Genomic DNA, 20,025 nt, shown 5'->3' on the forward strand with positions numbered 1-20,025 from the left:
CGGTGTGCAGCGCGTTGTTGGTCATGAAGCCATCGTCGAAGCTTGCCCCTGGGGCAAGGTCAAGCCAGGAGCAGAGAAAATCGGTGAGCTTCTTTGGTCGCCGAGGCGAACGCTGAGATGGAGACCGACCGGGCCGGCAAGGTCTGGATCCCGCGGCCTCCCGTGGCCAGACGGCCACCCTGGAACCGCGACCGGGCACGGGCACTGTCAGCGGAGTGCGACTTCGCGCGGGCCGTTGAACGGCGCCAGCGACAGCACCCTCTTCGAGGGCCGCAGCCCCTCGTTCTCCGCGAACAGCTTCCGCGCCGCGTCGAAGGGGACGTCGTCACATGCCACCAGGAAGGCGTGGTCGTACAGGTCGCGGATCGCGTCTGTCACCTCGCCGTCGGCGCCCCTTCCCGTCCCCCAGGTGTCCCACAGCAGCGGCTCCACCTTGTGGTCGCGCACTTCTCAACCGCAAAGCATCTACTTGAACGATAGTTGAGTACATGCTAGCTTGGCGAGTACATGATCAAGGGAGGAATGATGAACGCCCCTTCACCGGCTCAGGCACTGCAGGAGATCCAGCGCGTCGAGGGCCGCGTGCGCGCCGCCGAGCGCCGTTTCGGCGCGATCTGCCTCGCGAGCGGCATCGGCGCACCGCTGTACTGGGCCGGGATGCTGTTCGCCCCCACGTTCCGCACTCCGGCCACGCTCGCCTGGATGCTGCTCACCCTGGTGCTGTGCGGCCTCATGCTGCGCATCGGCGTCACGGGCCGGCGCCTCACCCAGATCGCGTACTGGGTGGCAGGCGGCGACCTCGTCCTGTTCCTTCTCCCCGCGGCGCTGTTCTTCCTCTACGGGCCCGCGCCTCTCCCCTCATCGTGGACGGTGGCCGGCGTCGCGCTCTGCGTGGCCAGCGGGCTGCCGATGCTCTACGCCGCCCGACGGCTGACGAGGGCGTGATGAGCGCACATCCACGGCACGAACTCGACGAGATCATCCACGCCCCCGTCCGCCTGTCGATCATGGCGGCGCTCGCCGCCGCCGACCGGGCCGACTTCCGTTTCCTCAAGGAGACGATCGAGGTCAGCGACTCGCTGCTGTCCAAGCACATGCTCATCCTCGAGGAGGCCGGCTACGTGAAGGTGTCCAAGGGCTTCGTGGGAAAACGGCCCCGCACGTCGCTGTCCCTCACCGACGAGGGCAGGGCCGCGTTCGCCACCTACACAGCCGTCCTACGGAGGATCACAGGTGCCTGACCTCGCTGCCGGAGGACCTCAACCGCTTCCACCAGGCAGTGCTCACCGGCCGGCTGATCGGCCAGGCCCGGTCGGCCGAGATGCGCACGACACCGAGGACGGGGACAGGCAGGCCTCCTCCGGCATCACCATGACCTGGCACCCGCCGTGAAGCGCCGACCTTCACCCGAGAGGCCGCGGTCGCGGCTCATGACTCCTCCGTGTCCGGCGCCGGAGCGGTCGTGGCACCGGCCGACAGCAGTCTCTCCGCCAGCACGCGACAGCGGTTCGCGAGCTCCGGAGGGTCGAGCACCTCGAAGTCGTGCCCCAGCAGGAGCACGTGCATGAGCACGAAGTCGAGGCTGACCGCGCCACTGAGCACCTCGCACCGCTCGCTCCCTCGCCGTCGCACGACGGCGGCCGACGCCGGAATCTGCGCGCGCACCGTGTCGGCCGGCGCGTGCACGAGGAAGCGCGCCTGGTGCGGGTAGACGCGGCTCGCCACGGCCTCCTGCACGTACGGCGCCGCGTCGGGCGCCGCGCGCGGGCGGAAGCGCCAGGTCCGTGCGCACACGTCGGACATCCGGTCGACGCGGAAGCTGCGCCAGTCGTCGCGATCGAGGTCGTAGGCGAGCAGGTACCAGCGCCGGTCGGAGGCGACCAGGCGGTAGGGCTCGACCCGTCGCGGTCGTACCTCGCCACCGGACGGGTAGTCGAAGCCCGCCTCGACCTCGTCGCGGCAGGCTCTGGCCAGGTTCATGAGCACCTCCGGGTCGACCGGGGTGCGGCCTCCGCCGAAGGACTCCACCGAGCCGGAGAGCGCGCGCACCTCGTGCCGCAGCCTGGTGGGCAGCACCCGGTCGAGCTTGGTCAGCGCCCGCAGCGCGGCGTCGCCGGCGCCGGCGACCGCGCCACCCGCGCCCGCGAGCAGCGAGACGGCGGTGGCGATCGCCTCCTCGTCGTCGAGAAGTAGCGGCGGCAGGTCCTGCCCAGGGCCGAGCTGGTAGCCGCCGCCGACACCCTGGCTGGCATGTACCGGATAGCCGAGCGCGCGCAGCCGCTCCACGTCACGCCGTACCGTGCGCGGCGTGACCCCGAGCCGGTCGGCGAGTTCGGGGCCGGTCCAGACCTGGCGCTGCTGCAGCAACCCGAGGAGGGTGAGCACCCGCTCCGTCGTCCCCCGCTCCTCACCGCTCGCCCCGTCCATGCCGCCCACCCTGCCATAGATAGCGGACCGATCCTGTCCGCTAGCGGTGTCAGAGTGGCTCCATGGATGCAGACGAACTCGACTGGAACCGGACGCTGCGCGAACAGTGGGAGTCCCACTGGGACCGTCAGCTCCGAGCCCGGCTCGACGGCCTCACCGATGACGAGTACTTCTGGTCGCCGGTGCCGGACGCCTGGAGCGTGCGGCCGCGCGGCAGCTCGACAGCGCCCGTGCAGGCCGGTGCCGGGGACTTCACGGTGGACTACGCCTTCACCGAGCCGGTCCCCCCGGCCTTCACCACGATCGCCTGGCGACTCGGTCACGTCATCGTCGGCGTGCTCGCCGCGCGCAACGCGGCGCACTTCGGCGCGCCTGCGGCGTCGTACGAGACCTGGGAGTACGCCGGCAGCGCGGCCACCGCGCTCGACCAGCTCGATGCCCAGCTCGACGTCTGGCTGGCCGGGGTGCGCGACCTCGGCGAGGCCGGGCTCCGGGTCCCGGTCGGCGCGAAGGAGCCGTATTCCGAGGCGTCCATGGCCGATCTGGTCCTGCACATCCACCGCGAGCTGATCCATCATCTGTCCGAGGTCTGCCTGCTGCGCGACCTCTACCTGCACACCGACCCCGCCACGAAACGAGCGACCCGATGAGCCGCCACATCCAGATCACCTTCGACGCCCACGACCCGCGGGCGCTGTCGTCCTTCTGGCGCGACGTACTGGGCTACGTCCACCCCGGCCCGCCCGGAGTAGACCTGCCCGAGGGCGCCGACCCGCTTGCCGCGTGGGACGACTTCCTCGCGCGGGTCGGCGTACCGGAGGAGCAGCGCAACACGAGATCGGCCATCGAGGACCCTGACGGGCACGGCCCGCGGCTGTTCTTCCAGCAGGTGCCGGAGGACAAGGTCGCCAAGAACCGCGTCCACCTCGACGTCCGTGCGGCTCCCGGACTGCAGGGAGAGGAGCGGATGGCGGCGCTGGAGGCCGAGTGCGACCGGCTCGTCGCGCTGGGAGCGAAGCGGATAGCTCGCCACGAGCCCGCTCCCCCGATGAGCGCCGGCTTCATCGTGATGGCCGACCCCGAGGGCAACGAGTTCTGCCTGGACTGACCCGGCTCGGCCGTGGTCGCCGAAACCTCGGGTCTTCGAGGGACGGGCATGGGTTCGGGGGCGGCGCCTTCCTGCGCCGCCCCCGAACCCTGCGGCGTTATCGGGACGCGGTCGGGCAGAACTCGGCCGACAGCACGTCGGTGAAGACGCTCAGGCCGCTCCAGTCGCCGTTGAGCTGGCTGGTGAGCAGGTGCTCGCCGTCGCGGGAGCCCATGGCGTAGGTCCACGATCCGTAGGTCGCGCCGGCGTTGCCCCAGACGGTGACGCCGCAGGGCAGCTTCTGGGAGAAGACGCCCAGGCCGTAGCGGGTGTCAGGGATCCAGGGGACGGGGCCGGTGGTCGGGACGGTGGTGAACATCTCGCGCTGCTGGTCGGCAGGCAGCAGGCGGCCGCCGAGCAGCGCGCCGAAGAAGCGCTGCAGGTCGCCGGTGGTCGAGATGATGCCGCCCGCCGCCCAGGCGAAGGACTGGTCCATCTCGGTCGCGTCGTAGATCTTGGGCGTGGCATCGGCGGAGAACAGGGTGGAGTAGTGCGCCGGGTGAGGGCCGTCGATCTTGGGGTCGGTTCCGGGCAGCGAGGTGCCGGTCAGGCCGAGGGGGCGCAGGACGGTCCTGGTGAGTTCCTGGGCGAAAGTCCTGCCCGTCGCCTTTTCGACGATCAAGGCGGCCAGGAAGTAGTTGGTGTTGGAGTAGAGGAACGCCTCGCCCGGCTTGAAGGGCGGCGGGGTGGCCAGGCCGATCCTCACCAGCTGCTCGGGGGTGTAGGTGTCGTAGCGGTGCTCGAACCAGGCGGCGCCCACGCCCTTGGCGAAGAATTCCGGGTCGTTGCCGTAGTTGAAGATGCCGCTGGTGTGGTTGAGCAGCTGCCGGACGGTGATCTCGCGGCCGTCGTAACCGTTGCCCTGCACCAGACCGGGCAGCCACTCCTCCACCGTGTCGTCGAGGCTCAGCTTGTCCTCGGCCGCCAGCCGCAGGATCACGGTGGCGGTGAACGCCTTGGTGGCGCTCCCGATCCGGAACCTCTCGTACGGCCGGCGCTTCTGTCCGGTTTCGGTGTCGGACACACCCGCCGAGCCGAACCATCTGCCGCGGCGGTCGCGGACCTCGGCGACCATGCCGGGAGCACCGCCGGCGACGGCGCTGTCAAGAGCGCGTTGCACCTCGGCGTGGTCGGGAGCGGAGGGTGTGGCTGCCGCGGGGGCCGCCACGGCGCCCCCGGTGATCATCACGGTGGCGAGGAGCAGTCCCGCCTTGGCGGAGTAGGACGCGGTCATGTCAGTCTTCCTTCAGGGGTCGGTTCTTCAAGGTCAAGAGAGCTGGTCAGTGCGTCATCTGGTGGTGCCGGGGGGCCTGCACGGCGCTCGCGCGCCTGGCGCTGACGATCACCCCTGCGGTGGTCGCCGCCGTGAGCAGCAGCACCGCGGCCAGGGCGAGGAGGGTGCGGGCGTCCGGGTGGATCAGGGACTGGCCGCGCACGGCCTGCCAGGTCACGACCGCGACCAGCCCGGTGTAGCCGAGGGCGGCGCTGCCGACCAGGCGGGCGCGGACCTTCTCGGCGCGCAGCCAGGCGTGCTTGGCGGCCAGCGCGGCCAGTACCGCGGCGAGTACGAGGAGCACCTGGATGCCGTGCAGAGCGAAGAAGTGCGGTACCCGGAAGTCGCCGCCGGTCACGCTCCAGCCGGTGAGCGGCATGCCGTGGCCGTCCGGGTCGCCGATGCCGTGGCCCTGGTACATCGGCACCTGATGGCCGTTGGCGTCGGTCACCGTGCGGGGGGTGATCTCGGCGACCAGCCAGTAGACCGGCACGAGCATGCCGAAGACGGCCAGCCCCAGCCCGGCGCGGATCGCTCGGTTCAACGCGGCCCCGCCGGTGCGCTGGATCAGCAGGACGATCGCCAGGATCAGTTGCGTGACGAGGATGATCATCACGCCGAAGGTGAGGATGGGGACCAGGGCCACGGTGACCGGATCGGTCTGGTCGGCGTTGAAGTGGCTGAAGGTGCCGCGCGCCGCCTGTGCGGTGATGGCGCCGACCTCGACGGTCGCGGCCAGCGCGAAGACGCTGCCGACCCACCAGCCCAGCCGCCTGCCCTTGCGCAGCTTGGTCAGCAGCCAGGCCAGCGTGCCGGCGTAGAGGGCGAAGGCGAAGCCGAACTTCAGCGGCTTGACCCACACCGACTCGTCCAGCAGGGTCCGGCCGTCCACGACGAGCCCGACACCGGCCGCGAGCACCAGAGCCAGCATGAGGAGCGCACAGGCCACCAGGGGACGGTGCCAGGTGCGCACGGGGGTGAGGAAGGACGACATAGGGGGCTCCGATCACAGCTCGCCAGTTTGCGAACAGGTCCGTTCGCTTGTTTGCGAATACCTAAAAGCTAATTTGCTTTCACAGATCAGTCAATGTCAGATAGGCGAACTGCTCACATATTCCCAGGTGAAAACCCACATATTCTTGCAATGACGATGAAGGTGAGCGCAAAAGCAAGTACGGGCGACTTGCAATGGTGTGACGGCGAACGCAATACTGGCCGCACCGCAAGACCGATACGGAAGGCAGAACCGATGCCCGGAGGCAGGCTGACCCACCAGGACCGGCAGAAGATCGCCGAGGGACTGGCCGCAGGACTCACCTACACCGAGATCGCCGGCGGTCTGGGCAGGCCCATCTCCACCATCACCAGGGAGGTGGCCCGCAACGGCGGCCCCGGCGACTACCGGGCCGGGCGGGCACAGCAGGCGACCCAAGGACGGGCCCGCCGCCGCAAAGCGAGCCCGGTCAAGGCCTCGCCCGCACCCGCCGCCACGGACCACGGGCGCGACCCGCAGGCGGTGAACGAGCTGGAGGAACAGTTCACCACGATGCTGGTCGGCACGGGTCTGCCGCGGATGACGGCCAGAGTGCTGACCTGCCTGTACGTCACCGACGGCGGCAGCCTGACCGCCGCCGAGCTCGTCCAGCGCCTCCAGGTCAGCCCCGCCTCCATCTCCAAGGCCGTCGGCGAACTCGAACAGCAGGAGCTCATCAGGCGCGAGCGCGACCCCCGCCGGCGGCGCGACCGGTACGTCATCGACGCCGACGCCTGGTTCCGCGGCTGGATGGCCAGCGCCCGCCAGAACACCATGCTGGCCGACTTCACCCGTCGAGGCGCTCAGATCCTCGGCGCGACCACACCCGCAGGCACCCGGATGCAGGACATCGGCCAGTTCTTCGAGCACGTCGGCACGGCCATGATCCAGGCGGCCGAGGAATGGCGGCGGGAGCATGCCGCGCGGCGAACGCCACCCGATCCGACGGGACCGTGAATCCGTCGGATCACGCCGGACCCGTCGGGGCACGGCAGGCCGAGAAGTAGGCGACCGCGCCGTCGTGGTCGAGCTCGACACGGTCGAAGCCCGCCTCTTCCAGCCAGCGTGACAGGTCACCGGTCGTACCCACGGTGGCGAAGGCGCCGATACGGCGCATGACCCGGATCCACGTGTCCTGGCGCAGGCCGCTGCCCCGCACGATCGCGTTCCCCCGCAGCCGGCCCGCGGGGCGCAGGACGCGTGCCATCTCGGCGAGCGCCGTCGCAGGATCGGCGAAGCAGTGCAGGCCGAAGTAGCTCAGGCACCGGTCGAACTCGCCATCCCCGAACGGCAGCCCGGTCACGTCCGCCTGGAGGAGGCGGATGCCGTGCAGCCCTCGCCGCCGCGCGCGCTCCTTGGCCATGCGCAGCATCAGCGGGGACAGATCCAGCGCGACGTAGCCACCGGCCCCGGGCTTCAGCCTCCTGAAGGCGGTCCCGCCTCCGCAGGGGACGTCGAGGATCCGTTCGCCGTCCGCCGCCTTGTGGAGACGGTCGAGATCGCGGTAGAAGCGCCGCATGTCCGTGCCCCACAGCACCCTGCCGCCGAGCCTGCCGATCGGTTCGTGCGTGATCCCGAAGTCGTAGACCATCGCGGTGAGGCGGGCCCGACGCCAGTGGTTCATCCGATACCTCCACGCCACGCCGCTCTCGTGTCCCGGAGTTCGGCGACCCTCGCGGCACGTGTCCGTCAGCTCTCCTTCAGTATGCGAGCCCGGCTCACCCCACGGCATAGGGTGTCCGACACGCATTCGACGAGGATCGCGCCCGGGAGCGGCCCGCTGACCCTCACCGCCTTCCGCGGACGGCCGGATCGCGCCGCGAGTCGAGGCCTGGGAGATCAGCATGGCTCGACGGCCTCTGGGGAGGGACACCGTGAAGGTCACGAGAGACGCACCGTCGAGCGTAGGGGAGCGGCGATGAACTCCGAGGCTGTCGCCCGGCTGCGGATGGAGGCGTCACGCGCGGACTACCCGTCGATGGCCCGGCTGGCGCGGGCGCTGTACGAGACAGGGCTCGGCCCGCGCGAGGTGCTGCGCGAATGCTACGGCGTCACCTTTCCCGAGGAGCTCTTCGTGGTCGTCGACGCCGGGCTGTGGTCCCTGGACCTGCTGGCGTACTTCACCGACCAGCCCTGGGAACTGGCCATCCCACCCGACCGGGGCGGCCCTGCGGACACGCCCGGCTCCATGGCCGACACCGAGTCGCTCATCGTGGCCCGCGACCCCGACCTGATGCCGCTCCTGCAGATTCCCGCCGCCCAGGCCCACGAGGAGGACCGCATCGTGTGCTACCGGCTGGAGGAGCTCAGGGCGGGCCGTCCCACGGTCTTCTGCCTCGGGGCGGAGGCCTACCCCAGCGGGCAGGTGCGCGAGGGTGAGGCGGTGCGCTGCGGCGAGTCCATGCTCGCGGTCCTGTACGAGGAACACGCCGCCTCCCTCCGCTCGCTGGAGGAGGAGGTGCACCGTCCGTGGAACCGGGGTGCGGGCTCGGTCTCCTGGGACGAGGTCGAGCAGGCGCGCGAGTCCCTGGCACTGGTCGCGGAACTGCGAAGGCGAGCGGTGGTCAAGGACGACGGCGCCGGACTCCAGCCCCATCCGGCCACTCCGGCGGGACCGCGGATCGGCCCCGCGGGCCGCTAGTCCTGACGGCCGAGGTCGATGCCCGGCAACTCGGCGCGCGACGAGATGCCCAGCTTCGGGAACGCCTTGTACAGGTGGAAGCCCACCGTCCGCGGGCTCAGGAACAGCTGGGCGCCGATCTGCCGGTTGGTCGCGCCGGTCGCCGCCAGCCGTACGACCTGCAGTTCCTGCGGGGTCAGCGCGTCCAGCGGCCGGACCTCGGCGCCGAGTTCCGGCAGGTCGGCGCGGGAGCCCGTCGCGGCCAGCTCCGTGCGGGCCCGCTCGGCCCAGGGCGCGGCCCCCAGCGCGGCGAAGCGGCGCATCGCGGCGCGCAGCCGCGCTCCCGCGTCGGCCCGCCGGCGTTCCCGCCGCAGCCATTCGCCGTACAGCAACTCCGTCCTGGCCTGCTCGAACGGCCGCCCTTCCCTGGCGTGCCACTCCAGCGCCGCCCGGTAGTGCGGCTCGGCCTCGCCGCGCGGCGCGAGGAGGGCGCGGCAGCGGTGGGCGACCGCGGCCGCCCATGGCTGCCCGCTGGCCGAGGCCCAGGCCTCGAACCGGGCGAACGCCTCAGCCGCGCGCTCCGGCTCGCCCGTCCGGACACAGGCCTCGACCTGGTCGGGAAGGGCGAAGGTGACGATCACGGTGTGGCCGAGCGGCCCGTCGAGGACTCGCGCCATCCGCTCGGTCACCGCCTCGTGCCGCGCCCGTACGAGATCGAGCAGGGTCAGCGCGCAACCGCCCCATCCCGAGCCGCCCCGCTCCTGGGCCGCGCCCTCCGCCTCCCCGGCCAGCCGCAGGCACGTCTCGTCCTCGCCCCGAAGGGCGGCGAGCCGCGCCAGGACGCCTTGCAGGTGCCGCAGCCGTCCCGCCTGCCCGGTGTCGTGCGCGATCTGCCACGCCTCGGCGCCCGACCGCGCCGCCTCCGCGTACCTGCCGCGCAGGATCTGCGCCTGGGTGAGCAGTTGCAGCGCGTGCGGCAGCGCCCCGATCTGTCCCTGCTCGCGGCAGGTGTGGACGCGGGCAGCCGCCAGCTCGCACGCCGCGGCGTCGTCGCCGGTCATCAGAGCGCAGAACACGGCGTACGTCCCGACGACCCGATCCGCGGCCGTGCGCAGCGAGGGGATGACGGCGCGCAGGAGGGGCAGCCCCGCTTCGGGGTCGCCCGAGGCGACCCGTTCCATACCTCGTACCGCCTGCGTCAGTGGCGCCAGCCGGGGGCCGGGCCTGAGGGATTCGAGCTGCTCCGCGGCCTGCCCCAGCGCGGCGTGGTCGCCGGCGAACCACGCCTCGCCTGCGGCGGTCGCGAGCAGGGACGTGGCGTCGTCCGGCGCGTTCGCGGCGATGCCGGCGGCGGCGTCGATCAGCGTGCGCGCGGGTGACGCAAGGCCCGCATGCTCGGCGTCGACCGGCGTGCGCGCGGGTGACGCAGGGCCCGCGTGCTCGGCGTCGACCGCGGCGCGTACCGCGGCCAGCCGGGCCACGACCGCGGGATCGCCGGTCAGGCGCCGGCCCCGGTCGGCCGCCGCGCCGGCGCGGGCCAGCTGCCCGGCCCCGATGGCCGCCTCGGCGGCGTCGGCCAGCCACCGCGCCCGCCGCAGCCGGTCCACGGTGAGCTGCGCGGCACGCTCGTAGGCACCGGCAGCCGAGGCGTGGCTGCCCCGCCGCCGCGCCCGCTCCCCGGCTGCGGCGAGCACGGCCGAGATCTCCTCGTCCGGCCCCAAGGCCGCGGCCGACAGGTGCCAGGCCCTGCGGTCGGCGTGCTCGTCGTCGTCGAGGGCGGCGGCCAGCGCGCGATGGGCGGCCACCCGCTGGGCGACGGGCGCCTCATGGTAGGCCGCGGTCTTGACCAGGGGATGGCGGAACCGCAGCCGGCCGCCGGCGACTCCCACCAGGTGGGCGCGCTCGCCGGGCTCCAGGTCCTCCAGCCGGTGCGCGCGCTCGCCGGGCTCCAGGTCCTGCGGCCCGGCCTCGAAGCCCTCCGCCGCCCGCAGTACCAGCTCCAGGCTGCCGCTGCCCTCCGCAGCGGCGATCAGGAGCAGCACCTGTGTACGCCGGGGCAGCCGCCGGATCGCCGTCCGCAGCGACTGCTCCAGCCGCCCGGACAGGGAGAGTCCTGGCGGTTGCAGGGGCAGCGGATCGAGCTGTCCCGACCGCTGCTCGGGCGTGAGCGTCCCCGCGAACTCCAGGAGCGCCAGCGGATTGCCCTCGGCCTCCTCGATCACCCGATCGCGCACGTCAGGTACCAGGTCGGCGGCCGCCTCGGCGAGCAGCGTCTCGCAGTCGGTCCGGGCGAGGCCGGCGAGCCGCAGCTCGGCGACGCCTTGGCAGGGCGACTCCGCGCCGTCGTCGCGCACGGCGAAGATCATGGTGATGCGCTCGGCCCCCAGCCGGCGGGCCGCGAACACCAGCGCGTCCACCGAGGCGCGGTCCAGCCACTGCACGTCGTCGACGAGGCACAGCAGCGGGCGTTCGTCGGAGAGGTCCGCCAGCAGGGTCAGTACCGCGAGCCCCACGAGGAAGCGGTCCTGGGCGCCGGTCCTGCCTTCGCCGAACGCGCCGAGCAGCGCCTGCCGCTGCGCCTCCGGAAGCCCCTCGACGAGATGCCGAGCCGGCCGCAGCAGCAGGTGCAGGGCCGCGAAGGGCAGTTCGGCCTCGGCCTCGACGCCGGTGACCCGCAGCACCAGCAGGTCGTCGCCGGCGCCCTGAACCGCTTCTGCCAGCAGCGCCGACTTGCCGATCCCTGCCTCGCCGTGCACGACGACCGCGTGGCCCCGCCCCTCGCGGGACTCGGCGATCAGCCTCTTCAGGGCGGCGATCTCCGCGTCTCGGCCGATCATGATGCCCTGACCCTACCTAAGCGGTGACCGATCCCCGGCAGGAGCCCGGTCGCCGTGACTTATCCGGCTCCCGAGGCCCGCCGCTACGGTCGTGAGCAGTCGCCCTGACCTCAGGAGGAAGCCCGTGAGCGACATATTCGCAGAGCCCGTGGGAACCGTCGTCGGCGGGCGCACCGAGGCGTTCGACGACGACTGGAACACCGAGGAGGCGCTGATCCGCCTGGACGGGACACGCTTCGGGCCGGACTCGCTCGCGGGTCTCGACGCGTTTTCGCACCTGGAGGTGGTGTTCCAGTTCCACCTCGTGGATCCGGCCTCGGTCCAGACGGCGGCCCGTCGTCCCCGGGGCAACCCTGACTGGCCCCTGGTGGGCATCTTCGCGCAGCGGGGGAAGAACCGGCCGAACCGGCTGGGCGTCTCCCGCTGCCGCCTGCTCGCCGTGGATGGTCTCGACGTGCGCGTGCGCGGCCTGGACGCCATCGACGGGAGCCCGGTCCTCGACCTCAAGCCGTACATGGCGGAGTTCGGCCCGCAGGGCGAGGTCGTGCAGCCCGCGTGGGCGACCGAACTGATGCGCAACTACTACTGAGCCGAGGGGATGTCGATGGAGCTTCCTGCGCGCACGGACGTGCTGATCGTCGGCTCGGCGAGCGACGAGCTGGTGGCGCGCGGCATCACCGTGCCGCGGTTCACGGTCCGGGACCGCGACCGGGTCCTGCTGACGGTGGCGTTCGACACGTTGCCGACCGATTTTCCGTACACGCTGCTGGTGCCCCAGGACGTCACCGAGCGGGTGCTGCTGGACCGGCTGCGGGCCGCCGGCTGTACGGTGCACCGCCCGTACGAGGTGAGGGCCGTCGAGCAGGACTCCTCGGGGGTCACCGCCACGACGGCGGACGGCCGGCTGATCCGCGCCTCCTACGCCGTGGGCGCCGACGGCATGCACAGCACGGTGCGCGAGCACGCCGGGATCCCCTTCACGGGCGACACCTACGCGCAGTCGTTCGTCCTCGCCGACGTCCGGCTCGACTGGGCGGGAGCCTGTGACGAGGTGGCCCTGTACTTCGCCCCGGAGGGGGTGACCGTGATCGCCCCGCTGCCTGGCGGCCGCCACCGGATCGTCGCGACGGTCGAGGAGGCTCCCGAGCACCCAGGCGTCCCCGACATCCAGGCGCTCCTCGACGGTCGTGGCCCGCGGGCTCATCCGGCCACGGTCACCGACCTCGTGTGGAGCTCCCGGTTCCGCGTCCACCACCGGCTGGCCGACCACTACCGGTCGGGCCGGTTCTTCCTGGCAGGGGACGCGGCCCACGTGCACAGCCCGGCGGGCGGGCAGGGCATGAACACCGGCATCCAGGACGCGCTGAACCTGGCGGGCAAGCTCAGCGCCGTCCTGCGCGACGGCGCGCCCGAGACGGTGCTGGACGAGTACGAGGCCGAGCGCCGCCCGGTCGCCGAGGAGGTGGTGGCCTTCACGCACAAGATGACGAGGATCGCCACGGTGGGCAGCGGCCCGCTCCGCTCCCTGCGCAACACGGCGCTGAGGGCTCTGGACTGGATTCCCGCCGTCCACCGCACGATGGCGATGAACCTGTCGGAGCCGGCGACCGCGGACAGGCACTGAGACGGCCGGGCAGGGCCGGCTGCAGGAGCTCACCGGGAGACGCCTGCCCTGCCCGTCGCCCTGCTAGGCCGGGCGGAGGAGGAACGTGACGCCCTCGTGGCCGGGCTTCTCCACCACGAGTCCCGTGTCGGCCAGCACCTCCGCGATCAGCTCCCTGTCGCCGGCCCACTGCAGCGCGAGGACGTCGACCAGGTCGCCCCTGGCGTCGAAGCACGACGTGTGCGCCTGGGTGGTCCAGAAGACGGCCTTGGGCGGTTCCCCTGCCCTGGTCACGTCGTGGACCTGCTGCCAGCCTCCGGAGGAGGTCGGCCACAGGTCCGGCTCGGCGAGGTAGCCGTGCGCCGCCAGCCGGTCGAAGGCTCGCACGATCCGGCAGAGGTCGGAGGGCCGGTCGGTGGCCAGGCAGGTCACGATTCCTTCCTCCGGCTTGTTGAGGCCGTGGACCGCGGCGAACAGCGCGTCCATCGCGGCGTCCGCCTGCCTGCTCAGTTCGTCGGCGTCCATGTCCATCAGCGCGTCGTCGTCGCCCTGGTCGGCCTGCCAGGGAACGGAGAGCACGAGGGCCTCCCGGGCGAACACCGACTGGATCCTCGAGGGGAGCCCGCCTCTCCACGCGATCGTGACGTCCTTGACGAGCGCGCCGTCCGGAGCGAAATGGTCGGCGAGGTCCGCGGGCGGGCTGAGCAGGCCGCTGGTCTCCGTGGCGGACGCGAACCGCTCCGCGTCGACGATCTGCCAGCCCTCGTCCTCCAACCGGCTGAGCGCCTGGTCGAAGCCCTCGCGGTGCGACCGGTGGGACGGGACGGACGCGGGCGCGGTGGCCTGCCCGGACGGCGCGCCGGCGACCTCGGCACGGCGCTGCGCGAGGAACGCGCGGGTCTCGGCGATGAAGCCCCGGTCCATCAGCGTGTCCATCACCATCGACCACCAGGATTCGGCGCCGCGGAAGGCGTCAGGGTCCAGCTCCTTCAACGAGAGCCACAGCTTCTCCGTGTACGGCTTGGCGACGTCCGGAGACTCGCCGTTCAGTTCCTGCTGGCGCAGCCTGAGCCGGTAGAGGAACTCGACGAAGTGCTCCAGTGAGCTGTTGACCTTCTCCGCCTGTGGCTCGTCGTCGAACGAGAGCAGGCCGACGACGCCGTTCCCGATGTCGAGGAAGTAGCGCATGCCCGTGTCCCCCGACGTCCCGCCGAGCGTGAGGACGTCGACGTCCCCGCCGCCCGTCCGGAACACCACGAGTGAACCCACCCGCGGCTCGTCGGCGACGGAGGTGGTGAATGCCAGGTCGGCGCGTACCGGCAGCCCGACCTCGCAGAGGATTCGCGCGTCCTCGTCGGAGAGCCCTGTCTCGCGGCACCACTCGCCGTCCATCAGCAGCAGGCCCTCGTCACCGAATGCTTTGATCATCTGTTCGCGTGTGACCACGATGCGGCACCTTGTCGTTGCGGGCGGCCCGCGGTGTCCGACGCCGGGCCTGAAGATCAAGTTCGCGTAAAGCGTACTGAAGAACGATCACGGACTTGAGCGGAAGCCTCTAGCTGCCGATATTCGTGTTGCGCGTGGCCATGACTGCTGATGTCATGACCACCGGCCGGGGCGCCGCGCCGCGGAACACCCTCACAGGTCACTCCCCCCGGAATTCATGGATGATCACATGCCGCGCCGTTCGCGCGGAGACGAAGGAGAACAATGACGATCGACCACGTCGGTGTCGCCGGTGGGCGGCTCGTCGTCGAGACGGCCGGTGCGGGCGAGACCACGGTGGTGCTGCTCCACTCGGGCGTGACCGATCGCGCGATGTGGGACGGGGTCGTGCCCGCCCTGCTGGAGAGCCACCGAGTGGTGCACTACGACCTGCGCGGCTACGGCGCCTCAGCGCCGGCCGCGGCGCCGTACCGGCATACCGACGATCTGCTGTCCGTGATGGACGCGCTGGAGGTCGGGCGCGCCGTGCTGGTCGGAGCCTCGTACGGCGGCCGGGTGGCTCTGGAGTTCACCGCCTCGCATCCCGGCAGGGTCGCCGGGCTGGCGCTGCTCGCCCCGCCGCTGCCCGGATACGACTGGTCCGCGGTGATGCGCGGCTATGGCCAGGCCGAGGAGGCCGCGCTGGAGAGCGGCGACCTCGACGCCGCCGTGCAGATCAACCTCGACATGTGGGTACGCGGGCCGTCGCGCGCGTGGGACGAACGGCTGCGCGATCATGCCGCGTCGGTACGGGAGGCCCTCCGCGTTTCCCTGGCCAACCAGCACCTCTCCGACGAGTGGGAGGAGAGCGGGAAGCCGGGCCTGGTCGAGGTGCTCGGCGAGATCAGCGTTCCGGCACTGGTGGCGGTGGGGAATGACGATGTTCGGGACTTCCAGGACATCGCCGAACGGCTGGCCGTGACGCTCCCCCAGGCCCGCCTGGAACGGCTGCCTCACACCGGCCATCTGATCGCCCTCGAACGGCCGGCGGAAACCTCGCGACTGCTGCTCTCCTTCCTCGCCGAACTCGGCACACCGTGACGACCACGCCGCGGGTATGTGACCGGTGCCGGCGGATGGGATGACGGTGCTGATGGCGGTGGGGGATACGGTGGTGGATCTGGTGCCGGGGCCACCGGGCTCCGGCTGACCCGGCGTCCGGAACGGACAGGAAAACGGACAGGAAAGGGGAGCCTGTTGTCCCGCGTGAGCTTGCGTCCGATCGCCGTCCACGATCAGGACGAGTTCCTCGAACGGGTCCGTGACAGCGTGGACCTGCACCATCCGTGGATGTCCCTGCCCGCCACACCGCAGGAGTTCAAGGCCTACCTCGAACGGTTCGACGACCCGCGCTCGTCCGAGGGCCTGCTGGTGTGCGTGCGCGAGACCGGTGCCATCGCGGGCATGGTCAACATCAACAGCATCATCCGCGGGCGCCTCCAGGGCGCCTCCCTCGGCTACGCGGCCTTCGCCCCACCGCCGGCCAGGGGTACATGACCGAAGGCCTCGGCCTCGTGCTGCGCCACGCGTTCGAGGAGTTGCGCCTCCACCGGCTGGAGGCCCAGATCCAGCCGGGCAACGACGCCTCCCTGAAGCTGGTCCGGCGTCTCGGTTTCCGCTACGAGGGCTACTCGCCCGGCCTGCTGTTCATCGACGGCGAGTGGCGGGACCACGAGCGGTGGGCGATCACCAGCACGATGGTCGACGGACTGTCCTACGAGCCGCACCCGAGCCTGCCCGCCCGCTGACCCCGGCCGCGGGATCCGCCGGCAGGCCCGGCGCCTCAGGTTCCCGCGGGGCTGTCGGGGCAGGTCGTGTCGCGGGCCGGCAGGACGCCTTCGATCAGGTAGCGGTTGACGGCCGTGTCGATGCAGGCGTTCCTGGGGGCGAACAGCCCGCCGTACACGGTGTGGCGGAAGGCGCCGCGCAACGTGACCAGCCGGGATCCTGTCAGGGCGCGGTGCGTGACGAGCTGGCCCTCGTAGGGGGTTCCCGGGTCGCCGGTGGTGCCGACCATCAGGACGGGGACGGAGTTGCGGACCGCGGTGGGAGGTTCGGCGGGGACGGCCGGCCAGAACGAGCACGGGCTGATGTTGCGGATCAGCGGGCCGAACAGGGGCTCGTCGGCGCGATGTGCCTGGATGTCGCGGTAGTACGTCTCCGGGTCGCGAGGCGCCGCCCGATCGGCGCACATGATGGCGGTCTGGGCGCTGACCGATCCGTCCGCGTCCGGGGAGGACAGGCCGGTCAGGACCGCGTCCAGGGTCGGGGTGGGGGTGACCGTGAGGCCGCGGGCCGCGTCGTGCAGGACCCGCAGGTCGGCGGCGAACCCGGCGTACGACTCCTCACTGTCCCCCGCGGTGACGCCGAACAGGATCACCGGCAGGACGCGTGCGTCGACGCGGTGGCGGCCGACCTTCAGCGGGGCGCGGGTGACGGCGTGGTCGATCCGGTTCACGGCGGCCAGGACGGCGGTGACGCTGTCCCCCAGGCGGTAGCGGCGGTGGTGGCGAGCGGTCCAGGCGGCCCAGTTCTCCAGGACGGCGGCCAGGGCAGGGCCCTGCGTGCTCGTCAGGTCGGGGCCGAACAGGTCGGTGTTCACGGCGCTGTCGAGGACGACCCGGTCGGCACGGCGGGGGAACAACTGCAGGTAGACCGCGCCCAGGTAGGTGCCGTACGAGGAGCCGAGGTAGGAGAGTCTCGGCTCGCCGAGGGCGGCCCTGATCACGTCCATGTCCCTGGCGGTGTTGCGGGTGGAGGCGTACGGCAGCGCGTCCCTGTGGCGGCCGCACCGGGCCGCCAGGTCCCTGGCCAGCGCGACGCCCCTGTCGAAGGTGCGCCGGTCGGGACCCGCCGAGCCGACGGCGATGGTGGGCCACGCGCAGTTCAGCGGGGTGCTGCGGCCGACGAAGCGCGGGTCCATCCCGATCAGGTCGTAGCGGGCCGCGACGGCGGGGGCGGCCTTCTTGACCAGGAGCGTGAGGGACATCGCGGGGACGCCGGGACCTCCGGGGTTGTACAGCAACGTCCCGCGACGGCGGGCGGGGTCGGTGGCCGTCAGCCTGGACATCGCGACCTTGATGGTCCGCCCGCCCGGACGGCTGTAGTCGAGCGGCACGGTGACCTCGGCGCACTGGGCCTTCGCGTCGTCGAGTTCCTTGCCGGTCGTGTCGCCGGGACCGCTCTGGCAGCGGTGCCAGGCGATCTCCTGCTGGTGGAACCGGGTCATCCCGTCGGCCGACGCCGGCCGTACACCGATCACGGCGGCGCATGCCAGGACCGCTGTCACGGTCCCGGCCACGGCCGTCCTTCGTCCACGCATCGCGGTCTCCCTGTCCTGCTCGATCTGTCCTGCTCGATCACGGCCCGTGGGATCACGAGCCGTGTCGAAGGTAGGGCGCGCGGACGGCCGGGCGCGTCCGCTCCCGGTCGGGCTTCCCCGGCCCTCCCGCGAGGCGGGAAACAGACCGTCACGCTGCCTCTGAACAGGGATTTCTTCCATGCCCCGCCCGGCCCGTGTACGACCACAGGCTGATATCGCCTGTTCTGTCCGCCGGTTTCCCTGGCAGGCCCACTAGGTTGGCGGCATGAACCCCGGCACCATGATCCGGCTCGCCGGGCGACGCGGGCCGGGCGGCTCGTGAGGTACGCCGCCTTCGCCTCCGCGCAGGCGGCGCGGCCGGTTCGGGCGCTGCTGCGGCTCGGCGGCCGGGTCCCGTCGGCGGCCTTCGACGCGCTGCTCGCGGCCGTCCTCCTCTTGGCGTGCGTCGGGCTCAACAACCAGGTCTACCGGGGCCCCGCCGGGCCTCTGATCCTCCACGCCGCCCTGGTGCTGCCGCTGATGTGGCGGCGGCGGGCGCCGCTGGCGGCGTTCTGCGCGGTGGCGGCCGTGGCGTTCGTCCAGTGGCTGGCCGACGTCCAGCTGCTGACCGACGTGGCGCTGCTCGTGGCGCTGTACACGGTGGCCGCGCGCTCCACCTGGCGGCACACGCTCCTGGCGGGAGCCGTACTCGAAGCCGGCATTCTGCTGGCCGCCGCCCGCTGGGCGGCACCCTACGGCAGCTTCCTCCCCTCGACCGTCTTCATGACGGCCGTGGCCGCCGCCGTCGCCGTCACCGGCATGAACACCCGGATCAGGCGGGCCTACCTGGCGTCGCTGGAGGACCGCGCGGTCCGGCTGGAGCGCGAACGCGACCAGCGGGCCAGGCTCGCGGTGGCCGACGAGCGGGCCCGCATCTCCCGCGAGATGCACGACATCGTCACCCACAACCTGTCCGTCATGGTCGCGCTCGCCGACGGCGCGGTCTTCGCGCAGACCCGCACACCCGACAGGGCGACCGCCGCCATGCACCAGATCTCCGGCACCGGACGGCAGGCGCTCACCGACATGCGGCGCTCGCTCGGCGTCCTTCGGGCCGACGAGCCCGAAGCGCTGCGGCAGCCGGCGCCCGGCATCGCGCAACTGGAGTCCCTCGCCGGCCAGATGCATGCGGCAGGGCTGCCGACCCGCCTCGACCTGGAGGGTGATCCCTCGGTCGTGCCCGCCGCCGCCCAGCTCACCGTCTACCGCCTGGCGCAGGAAGCCTTGACCAACACCCTCAAACACGCACCCGGCGGCAGCACGGCCGAGGTCCGGGTGCGCTGCTCACCCGGCGGCGTCACCGTCGACGTCACCGACGACGGCCGCGCCACGAACAGCCCCGATCCACACGACGGCCACGGCATCCTCGGCATGCGCGAACGCGCCGCCGCCTACGGCGCGACCCTGGAGGCGGGGCCGCTTCCTGGACGCGGCTGGCGGGTCTCGGCCACCCTCGACCTCGGCACGACGGTGGACGGTGCCAGGTGACGATCCGGGTCCTGCTCGTCGACGACGAGCCGCTGCTCCGCATGGCGTTCACGATGGTCCTGGACGCCCAGCCCGACATGGCGGCGGTCGGGGAGGCAGGCGACGGCGCCGAGGCCGTACGGCTCGCCCGCCGGCTGCGTCCTGACGTGGTCCTCATGGACGTCCGCATGCCGGGGACCGACGGGATCGAGGCCACCAAACGGATCACCAGGGGCGGCGGCCGGACCCGCGTCCTCATCCTGACCACCTTCGACCTCGACGAGTACGCCTTCGCCGGGCTGAAAGCCGGGGCGTCCGGCTTCCTTCTGAAGAACGCCAGACCCGAGGAACTGCTCGCCGCGATCAGGAGCGTCGCCGCGGGCGACGCGGTGGTCTCCCCTCGCATCACCCGGCGCCTGCTGGAGAACTTCGCCCACCAACTGCCCACCGGGACCACCCCGGCGAGCGACGAACGGCTGCGCCTGCTCACGCCCCGCGAGCGGGAGGTGCTCGTCGAGGTGGCCCGCGGGCTGTCCAACTCCGAGATCGCCGCGAGCCTGCATCTCGCGGAGGCCACCGTGAAGACCCATCTGGGCCGGATCCTGCTGAAACTGGACCTGCGCGACCGCGTGCAGGTTGTGGTCTACGCGTACGAGAACCGGCTCGTCCGGCCGCCGTGAGCGGCGGCCGGCACCGCGTCATCCCCCGTGCGGCTCGCGCGGGTGCGGCTCGATCAACGAGGCGAAGCGGCTCGCCCTGTCGGGCGAACTCA

Annotated in this window: 21 protein-coding genes; 13 read left to right on the forward strand and 8 right to left on the reverse strand. The window is 71.9% G+C overall.

What is annotated here, in order from left to right; translation table 11 throughout:
- Positions 1-207: 207 nt before the first annotated feature.
- The gene (locus ACFSKW_RS36090; RefSeq protein WP_379577615.1) at positions 208-447 is read right to left on the reverse strand and encodes a hypothetical protein; all 240 of its coding nucleotides are present in this window, start codon (positions 445-447) and stop codon (positions 208-210) included.
- Positions 448-507: 60 nt separating this feature from the next.
- On the opposite strand from ACFSKW_RS36090, the gene ACFSKW_RS36095 reads away from it, so the two are divergent.
- Complete coding sequence (locus ACFSKW_RS36095; RefSeq protein WP_379577616.1) at positions 508-945, forward strand: hypothetical protein; 438 nt, start codon at positions 508-510, stop codon at positions 943-945.
- Positions 945-1,241 carry a winged helix-turn-helix domain-containing protein gene (locus ACFSKW_RS36100; protein WP_379577618.1) on the forward strand — a complete coding sequence of 99 codons (297 nt, stop codon included), beginning with the start codon at positions 945-947 and terminating at the stop codon, positions 1,239-1,241. Before ACFSKW_RS36095 ends, ACFSKW_RS36100 begins: the two co-directional genes overlap by 1 nt.
- A gap of 187 nt (positions 1,242-1,428) precedes the next feature.
- On the opposite strand, the gene ACFSKW_RS36105 is transcribed toward ACFSKW_RS36100, so the two are convergent.
- Positions 1,429-2,427 carry a helix-turn-helix transcriptional regulator gene (locus tag ACFSKW_RS36105; protein WP_379577620.1) on the reverse strand — a complete coding sequence of 333 codons (999 nt, stop codon included), beginning with the start codon at positions 2,425-2,427 and terminating at the stop codon, positions 1,429-1,431.
- A 62-nt stretch (positions 2,428-2,489) separates the two neighbouring features.
- Here ACFSKW_RS36105 and ACFSKW_RS36110 point away from each other — a divergent pair, with 62 nt between their 5' ends.
- Complete coding sequence (locus ACFSKW_RS36110) at positions 2,490-3,077, forward strand: DinB family protein (RefSeq protein ID WP_379577622.1); 588 nt, start codon at positions 2,490-2,492, stop codon at positions 3,075-3,077.
- A complete protein-coding gene (locus ACFSKW_RS36115; protein ID WP_379577624.1) occupies positions 3,074-3,535 on the forward strand; it encodes a VOC family protein in 462 nt (153 codons plus the stop codon). Before ACFSKW_RS36110 ends, ACFSKW_RS36115 begins: the two co-directional genes overlap by 4 nt.
- 97 nt (positions 3,536-3,632) lie before the next feature.
- Here the strand turns inward: ACFSKW_RS36115 and ACFSKW_RS36120 are convergent, their stop codons facing one another.
- Together ACFSKW_RS36120 and ACFSKW_RS36125 are read right to left on the reverse strand one after the other, a co-directional pair.
- A complete protein-coding gene (locus ACFSKW_RS36120; protein ID WP_379577626.1) occupies positions 3,633-4,808 on the reverse strand; it encodes a serine hydrolase domain-containing protein in 1,176 nt (391 codons plus the stop codon).
- 46 nt (positions 4,809-4,854) lie between these two features.
- Positions 4,855-5,841, reverse strand: a complete 987-nt coding sequence (locus ACFSKW_RS36125; protein ID WP_379577628.1) for a hypothetical protein — start codon at positions 5,839-5,841, stop codon at positions 4,855-4,857.
- Positions 5,842-6,096: 255 nt separating this feature from the next.
- On the opposite strand from ACFSKW_RS36125, the gene ACFSKW_RS36130 reads away from it, so the two are divergent.
- The gene (locus ACFSKW_RS36130) at positions 6,097-6,837 is read left to right on the forward strand and encodes a GbsR/MarR family transcriptional regulator (RefSeq protein WP_379577630.1); all 741 of its coding nucleotides are present in this window, start codon (positions 6,097-6,099) and stop codon (positions 6,835-6,837) included.
- 10 nt (positions 6,838-6,847) lie between these two features.
- On the opposite strand, the gene ACFSKW_RS36135 is transcribed toward ACFSKW_RS36130, so the two are convergent.
- The gene (locus ACFSKW_RS36135) at positions 6,848-7,504 is read right to left on the reverse strand and encodes a class I SAM-dependent methyltransferase (protein ID WP_379577632.1); all 657 of its coding nucleotides are present in this window, start codon (positions 7,502-7,504) and stop codon (positions 6,848-6,850) included.
- 294 nt (positions 7,505-7,798) lie between these two features.
- On the opposite strand from ACFSKW_RS36135, the gene ACFSKW_RS36140 reads away from it, so the two are divergent.
- On the forward strand, positions 7,799-8,521 hold the full coding sequence (locus ACFSKW_RS36140) for a hypothetical protein (RefSeq protein ID WP_379577634.1): 723 nt from the start codon (positions 7,799-7,801) through the stop codon (positions 8,519-8,521).
- On the opposite strand, the gene ACFSKW_RS36145 is transcribed toward ACFSKW_RS36140, so the two are convergent.
- A complete protein-coding gene (locus ACFSKW_RS36145) occupies positions 8,518-11,337 on the reverse strand; it encodes a helix-turn-helix transcriptional regulator (RefSeq protein ID WP_379577636.1) in 2,820 nt (939 codons plus the stop codon). The genes ACFSKW_RS36140 and ACFSKW_RS36145 overlap by 4 nt on opposite strands.
- Before the next feature lie 124 nt (positions 11,338-11,461).
- Between ACFSKW_RS36145 and ACFSKW_RS36150 the strand changes: the two genes are divergently transcribed.
- Positions 11,462-11,926 carry an SAM-dependent methyltransferase gene (locus ACFSKW_RS36150; RefSeq protein WP_379577638.1) on the forward strand — a complete coding sequence of 155 codons (465 nt, stop codon included), beginning with the start codon at positions 11,462-11,464 and terminating at the stop codon, positions 11,924-11,926.
- Between the two features lie 15 nt (positions 11,927-11,941).
- On the forward strand, positions 11,942-12,961 hold the full coding sequence (locus ACFSKW_RS36155; protein WP_379577640.1) for an FAD-dependent oxidoreductase: 1,020 nt from the start codon (positions 11,942-11,944) through the stop codon (positions 12,959-12,961).
- Between the two features lie 63 nt (positions 12,962-13,024).
- Here ACFSKW_RS36155 and ACFSKW_RS36160 read toward each other — a convergent pair whose 3' ends face one another.
- Positions 13,025-14,386 carry an SUKH-4 family immunity protein gene (locus ACFSKW_RS36160; protein ID WP_379577641.1) on the reverse strand — a complete coding sequence of 454 codons (1,362 nt, stop codon included), beginning with the start codon at positions 14,384-14,386 and terminating at the stop codon, positions 13,025-13,027.
- Between the two features lie 264 nt (positions 14,387-14,650).
- Here ACFSKW_RS36160 and ACFSKW_RS36165 point away from each other — a divergent pair, with 264 nt between their 5' ends.
- The 3 genes from ACFSKW_RS36165 to ACFSKW_RS36175 all read left to right on the forward strand — a co-directional run bounded on the left by ACFSKW_RS36165 (position 14,651) and on the right by ACFSKW_RS36175 (position 16,173).
- Positions 14,651-15,466 (forward strand): alpha/beta fold hydrolase, encoded by an 816-nt coding sequence (locus ACFSKW_RS36165; RefSeq protein WP_379577643.1) that lies wholly within the window; start codon positions 14,651-14,653, stop codon positions 15,464-15,466.
- 165 nt (positions 15,467-15,631) lie between these two features.
- Complete coding sequence (locus ACFSKW_RS36170; RefSeq protein ID WP_379577645.1) at positions 15,632-15,922, forward strand: GNAT family N-acetyltransferase; 291 nt, start codon at positions 15,632-15,634, stop codon at positions 15,920-15,922.
- Complete coding sequence (locus tag ACFSKW_RS36175) at positions 15,919-16,173, forward strand: GNAT family N-acetyltransferase (protein ID WP_379577647.1); 255 nt, start codon at positions 15,919-15,921, stop codon at positions 16,171-16,173. The genes ACFSKW_RS36170 and ACFSKW_RS36175 overlap by 4 nt, the downstream gene beginning before the upstream one ends.
- A 35-nt stretch (positions 16,174-16,208) precedes the next feature.
- Here ACFSKW_RS36175 and ACFSKW_RS36180 read toward each other — a convergent pair whose 3' ends face one another.
- Complete coding sequence (locus ACFSKW_RS36180) at positions 16,209-17,747, reverse strand: alpha/beta hydrolase (RefSeq protein WP_379577648.1); 1,539 nt, start codon at positions 17,745-17,747, stop codon at positions 16,209-16,211.
- A gap of 318 nt (positions 17,748-18,065) precedes the next feature.
- Here ACFSKW_RS36180 and ACFSKW_RS36185 point away from each other — a divergent pair, with 318 nt between their 5' ends.
- Both ACFSKW_RS36185 and ACFSKW_RS36190 read left to right on the forward strand, forming a co-directional pair.
- On the forward strand, positions 18,066-19,274 hold the full coding sequence (locus tag ACFSKW_RS36185; protein WP_379577649.1) for a sensor histidine kinase: 1,209 nt from the start codon (positions 18,066-18,068) through the stop codon (positions 19,272-19,274).
- Positions 19,271-19,933: a response regulator gene (locus ACFSKW_RS36190; RefSeq protein WP_379577651.1), complete on the forward strand. Its 663-nt coding sequence runs from the start codon at positions 19,271-19,273 to the stop codon at positions 19,931-19,933. The genes ACFSKW_RS36185 and ACFSKW_RS36190 overlap by 4 nt, the downstream gene beginning before the upstream one ends.
- Positions 19,934-20,025: the final 92 nt, after the last annotated feature.

This window comes from Nonomuraea mangrovi, from assembly GCF_042681425.1.
In the GTDB taxonomy this organism is placed as follows: domain Bacteria; phylum Actinomycetota; class Actinomycetes; order Streptosporangiales; family Streptosporangiaceae; genus Nonomuraea; species Nonomuraea mangrovi.

Coding starts and splice junctions, on each gene's coding strand:
- ACFSKW_RS36180 (WP_379577648.1), bottom strand. CDS start 17,747: ATGCGTGGACGAAGGACGGCCGTGGCCGGGACCGTGACAGCGGTCCTG.
- ACFSKW_RS36175 (WP_379577647.1), top strand. CDS start 15,919: ATGACCGAAGGCCTCGGCCTCGTGCTGCGCCACGCGTTCGAGGAGTTG.
- ACFSKW_RS36120 (WP_379577626.1), bottom strand. CDS start 4,808: ATGACCGCGTCCTACTCCGCCAAGGCGGGACTGCTCCTCGCCACCGTG.
- ACFSKW_RS36155 (WP_379577640.1), top strand. CDS start 11,942: ATGGAGCTTCCTGCGCGCACGGACGTGCTGATCGTCGGCTCGGCGAGC.
- ACFSKW_RS36115 (WP_379577624.1), top strand. CDS start 3,074: ATGAGCCGCCACATCCAGATCACCTTCGACGCCCACGACCCGCGGGCG.
- ACFSKW_RS36145 (WP_379577636.1), bottom strand. CDS start 11,337: ATGATCGGCCGAGACGCGGAGATCGCCGCCCTGAAGAGGCTGATCGCC.
- ACFSKW_RS36165 (WP_379577643.1), top strand. CDS start 14,651: ATGACGATCGACCACGTCGGTGTCGCCGGTGGGCGGCTCGTCGTCGAG.
- ACFSKW_RS36095 (WP_379577616.1), top strand. CDS start 508: ATGATCAAGGGAGGAATGATGAACGCCCCTTCACCGGCTCAGGCACTG.
- ACFSKW_RS36125 (WP_379577628.1), bottom strand. CDS start 5,841: ATGTCGTCCTTCCTCACCCCCGTGCGCACCTGGCACCGTCCCCTGGTG.
- ACFSKW_RS36130 (WP_379577630.1), top strand. CDS start 6,097: ATGCCCGGAGGCAGGCTGACCCACCAGGACCGGCAGAAGATCGCCGAG.
- ACFSKW_RS36105 (WP_379577620.1), bottom strand. CDS start 2,427: ATGGACGGGGCGAGCGGTGAGGAGCGGGGGACGACGGAGCGGGTGCTC.
- ACFSKW_RS36110 (WP_379577622.1), top strand. CDS start 2,490: ATGGATGCAGACGAACTCGACTGGAACCGGACGCTGCGCGAACAGTGG.
- ACFSKW_RS36135 (WP_379577632.1), bottom strand. CDS start 7,504: ATGAACCACTGGCGTCGGGCCCGCCTCACCGCGATGGTCTACGACTTC.
- ACFSKW_RS36140 (WP_379577634.1), top strand. CDS start 7,799: ATGAACTCCGAGGCTGTCGCCCGGCTGCGGATGGAGGCGTCACGCGCG.
- ACFSKW_RS36100 (WP_379577618.1), top strand. CDS start 945: ATGAGCGCACATCCACGGCACGAACTCGACGAGATCATCCACGCCCCC.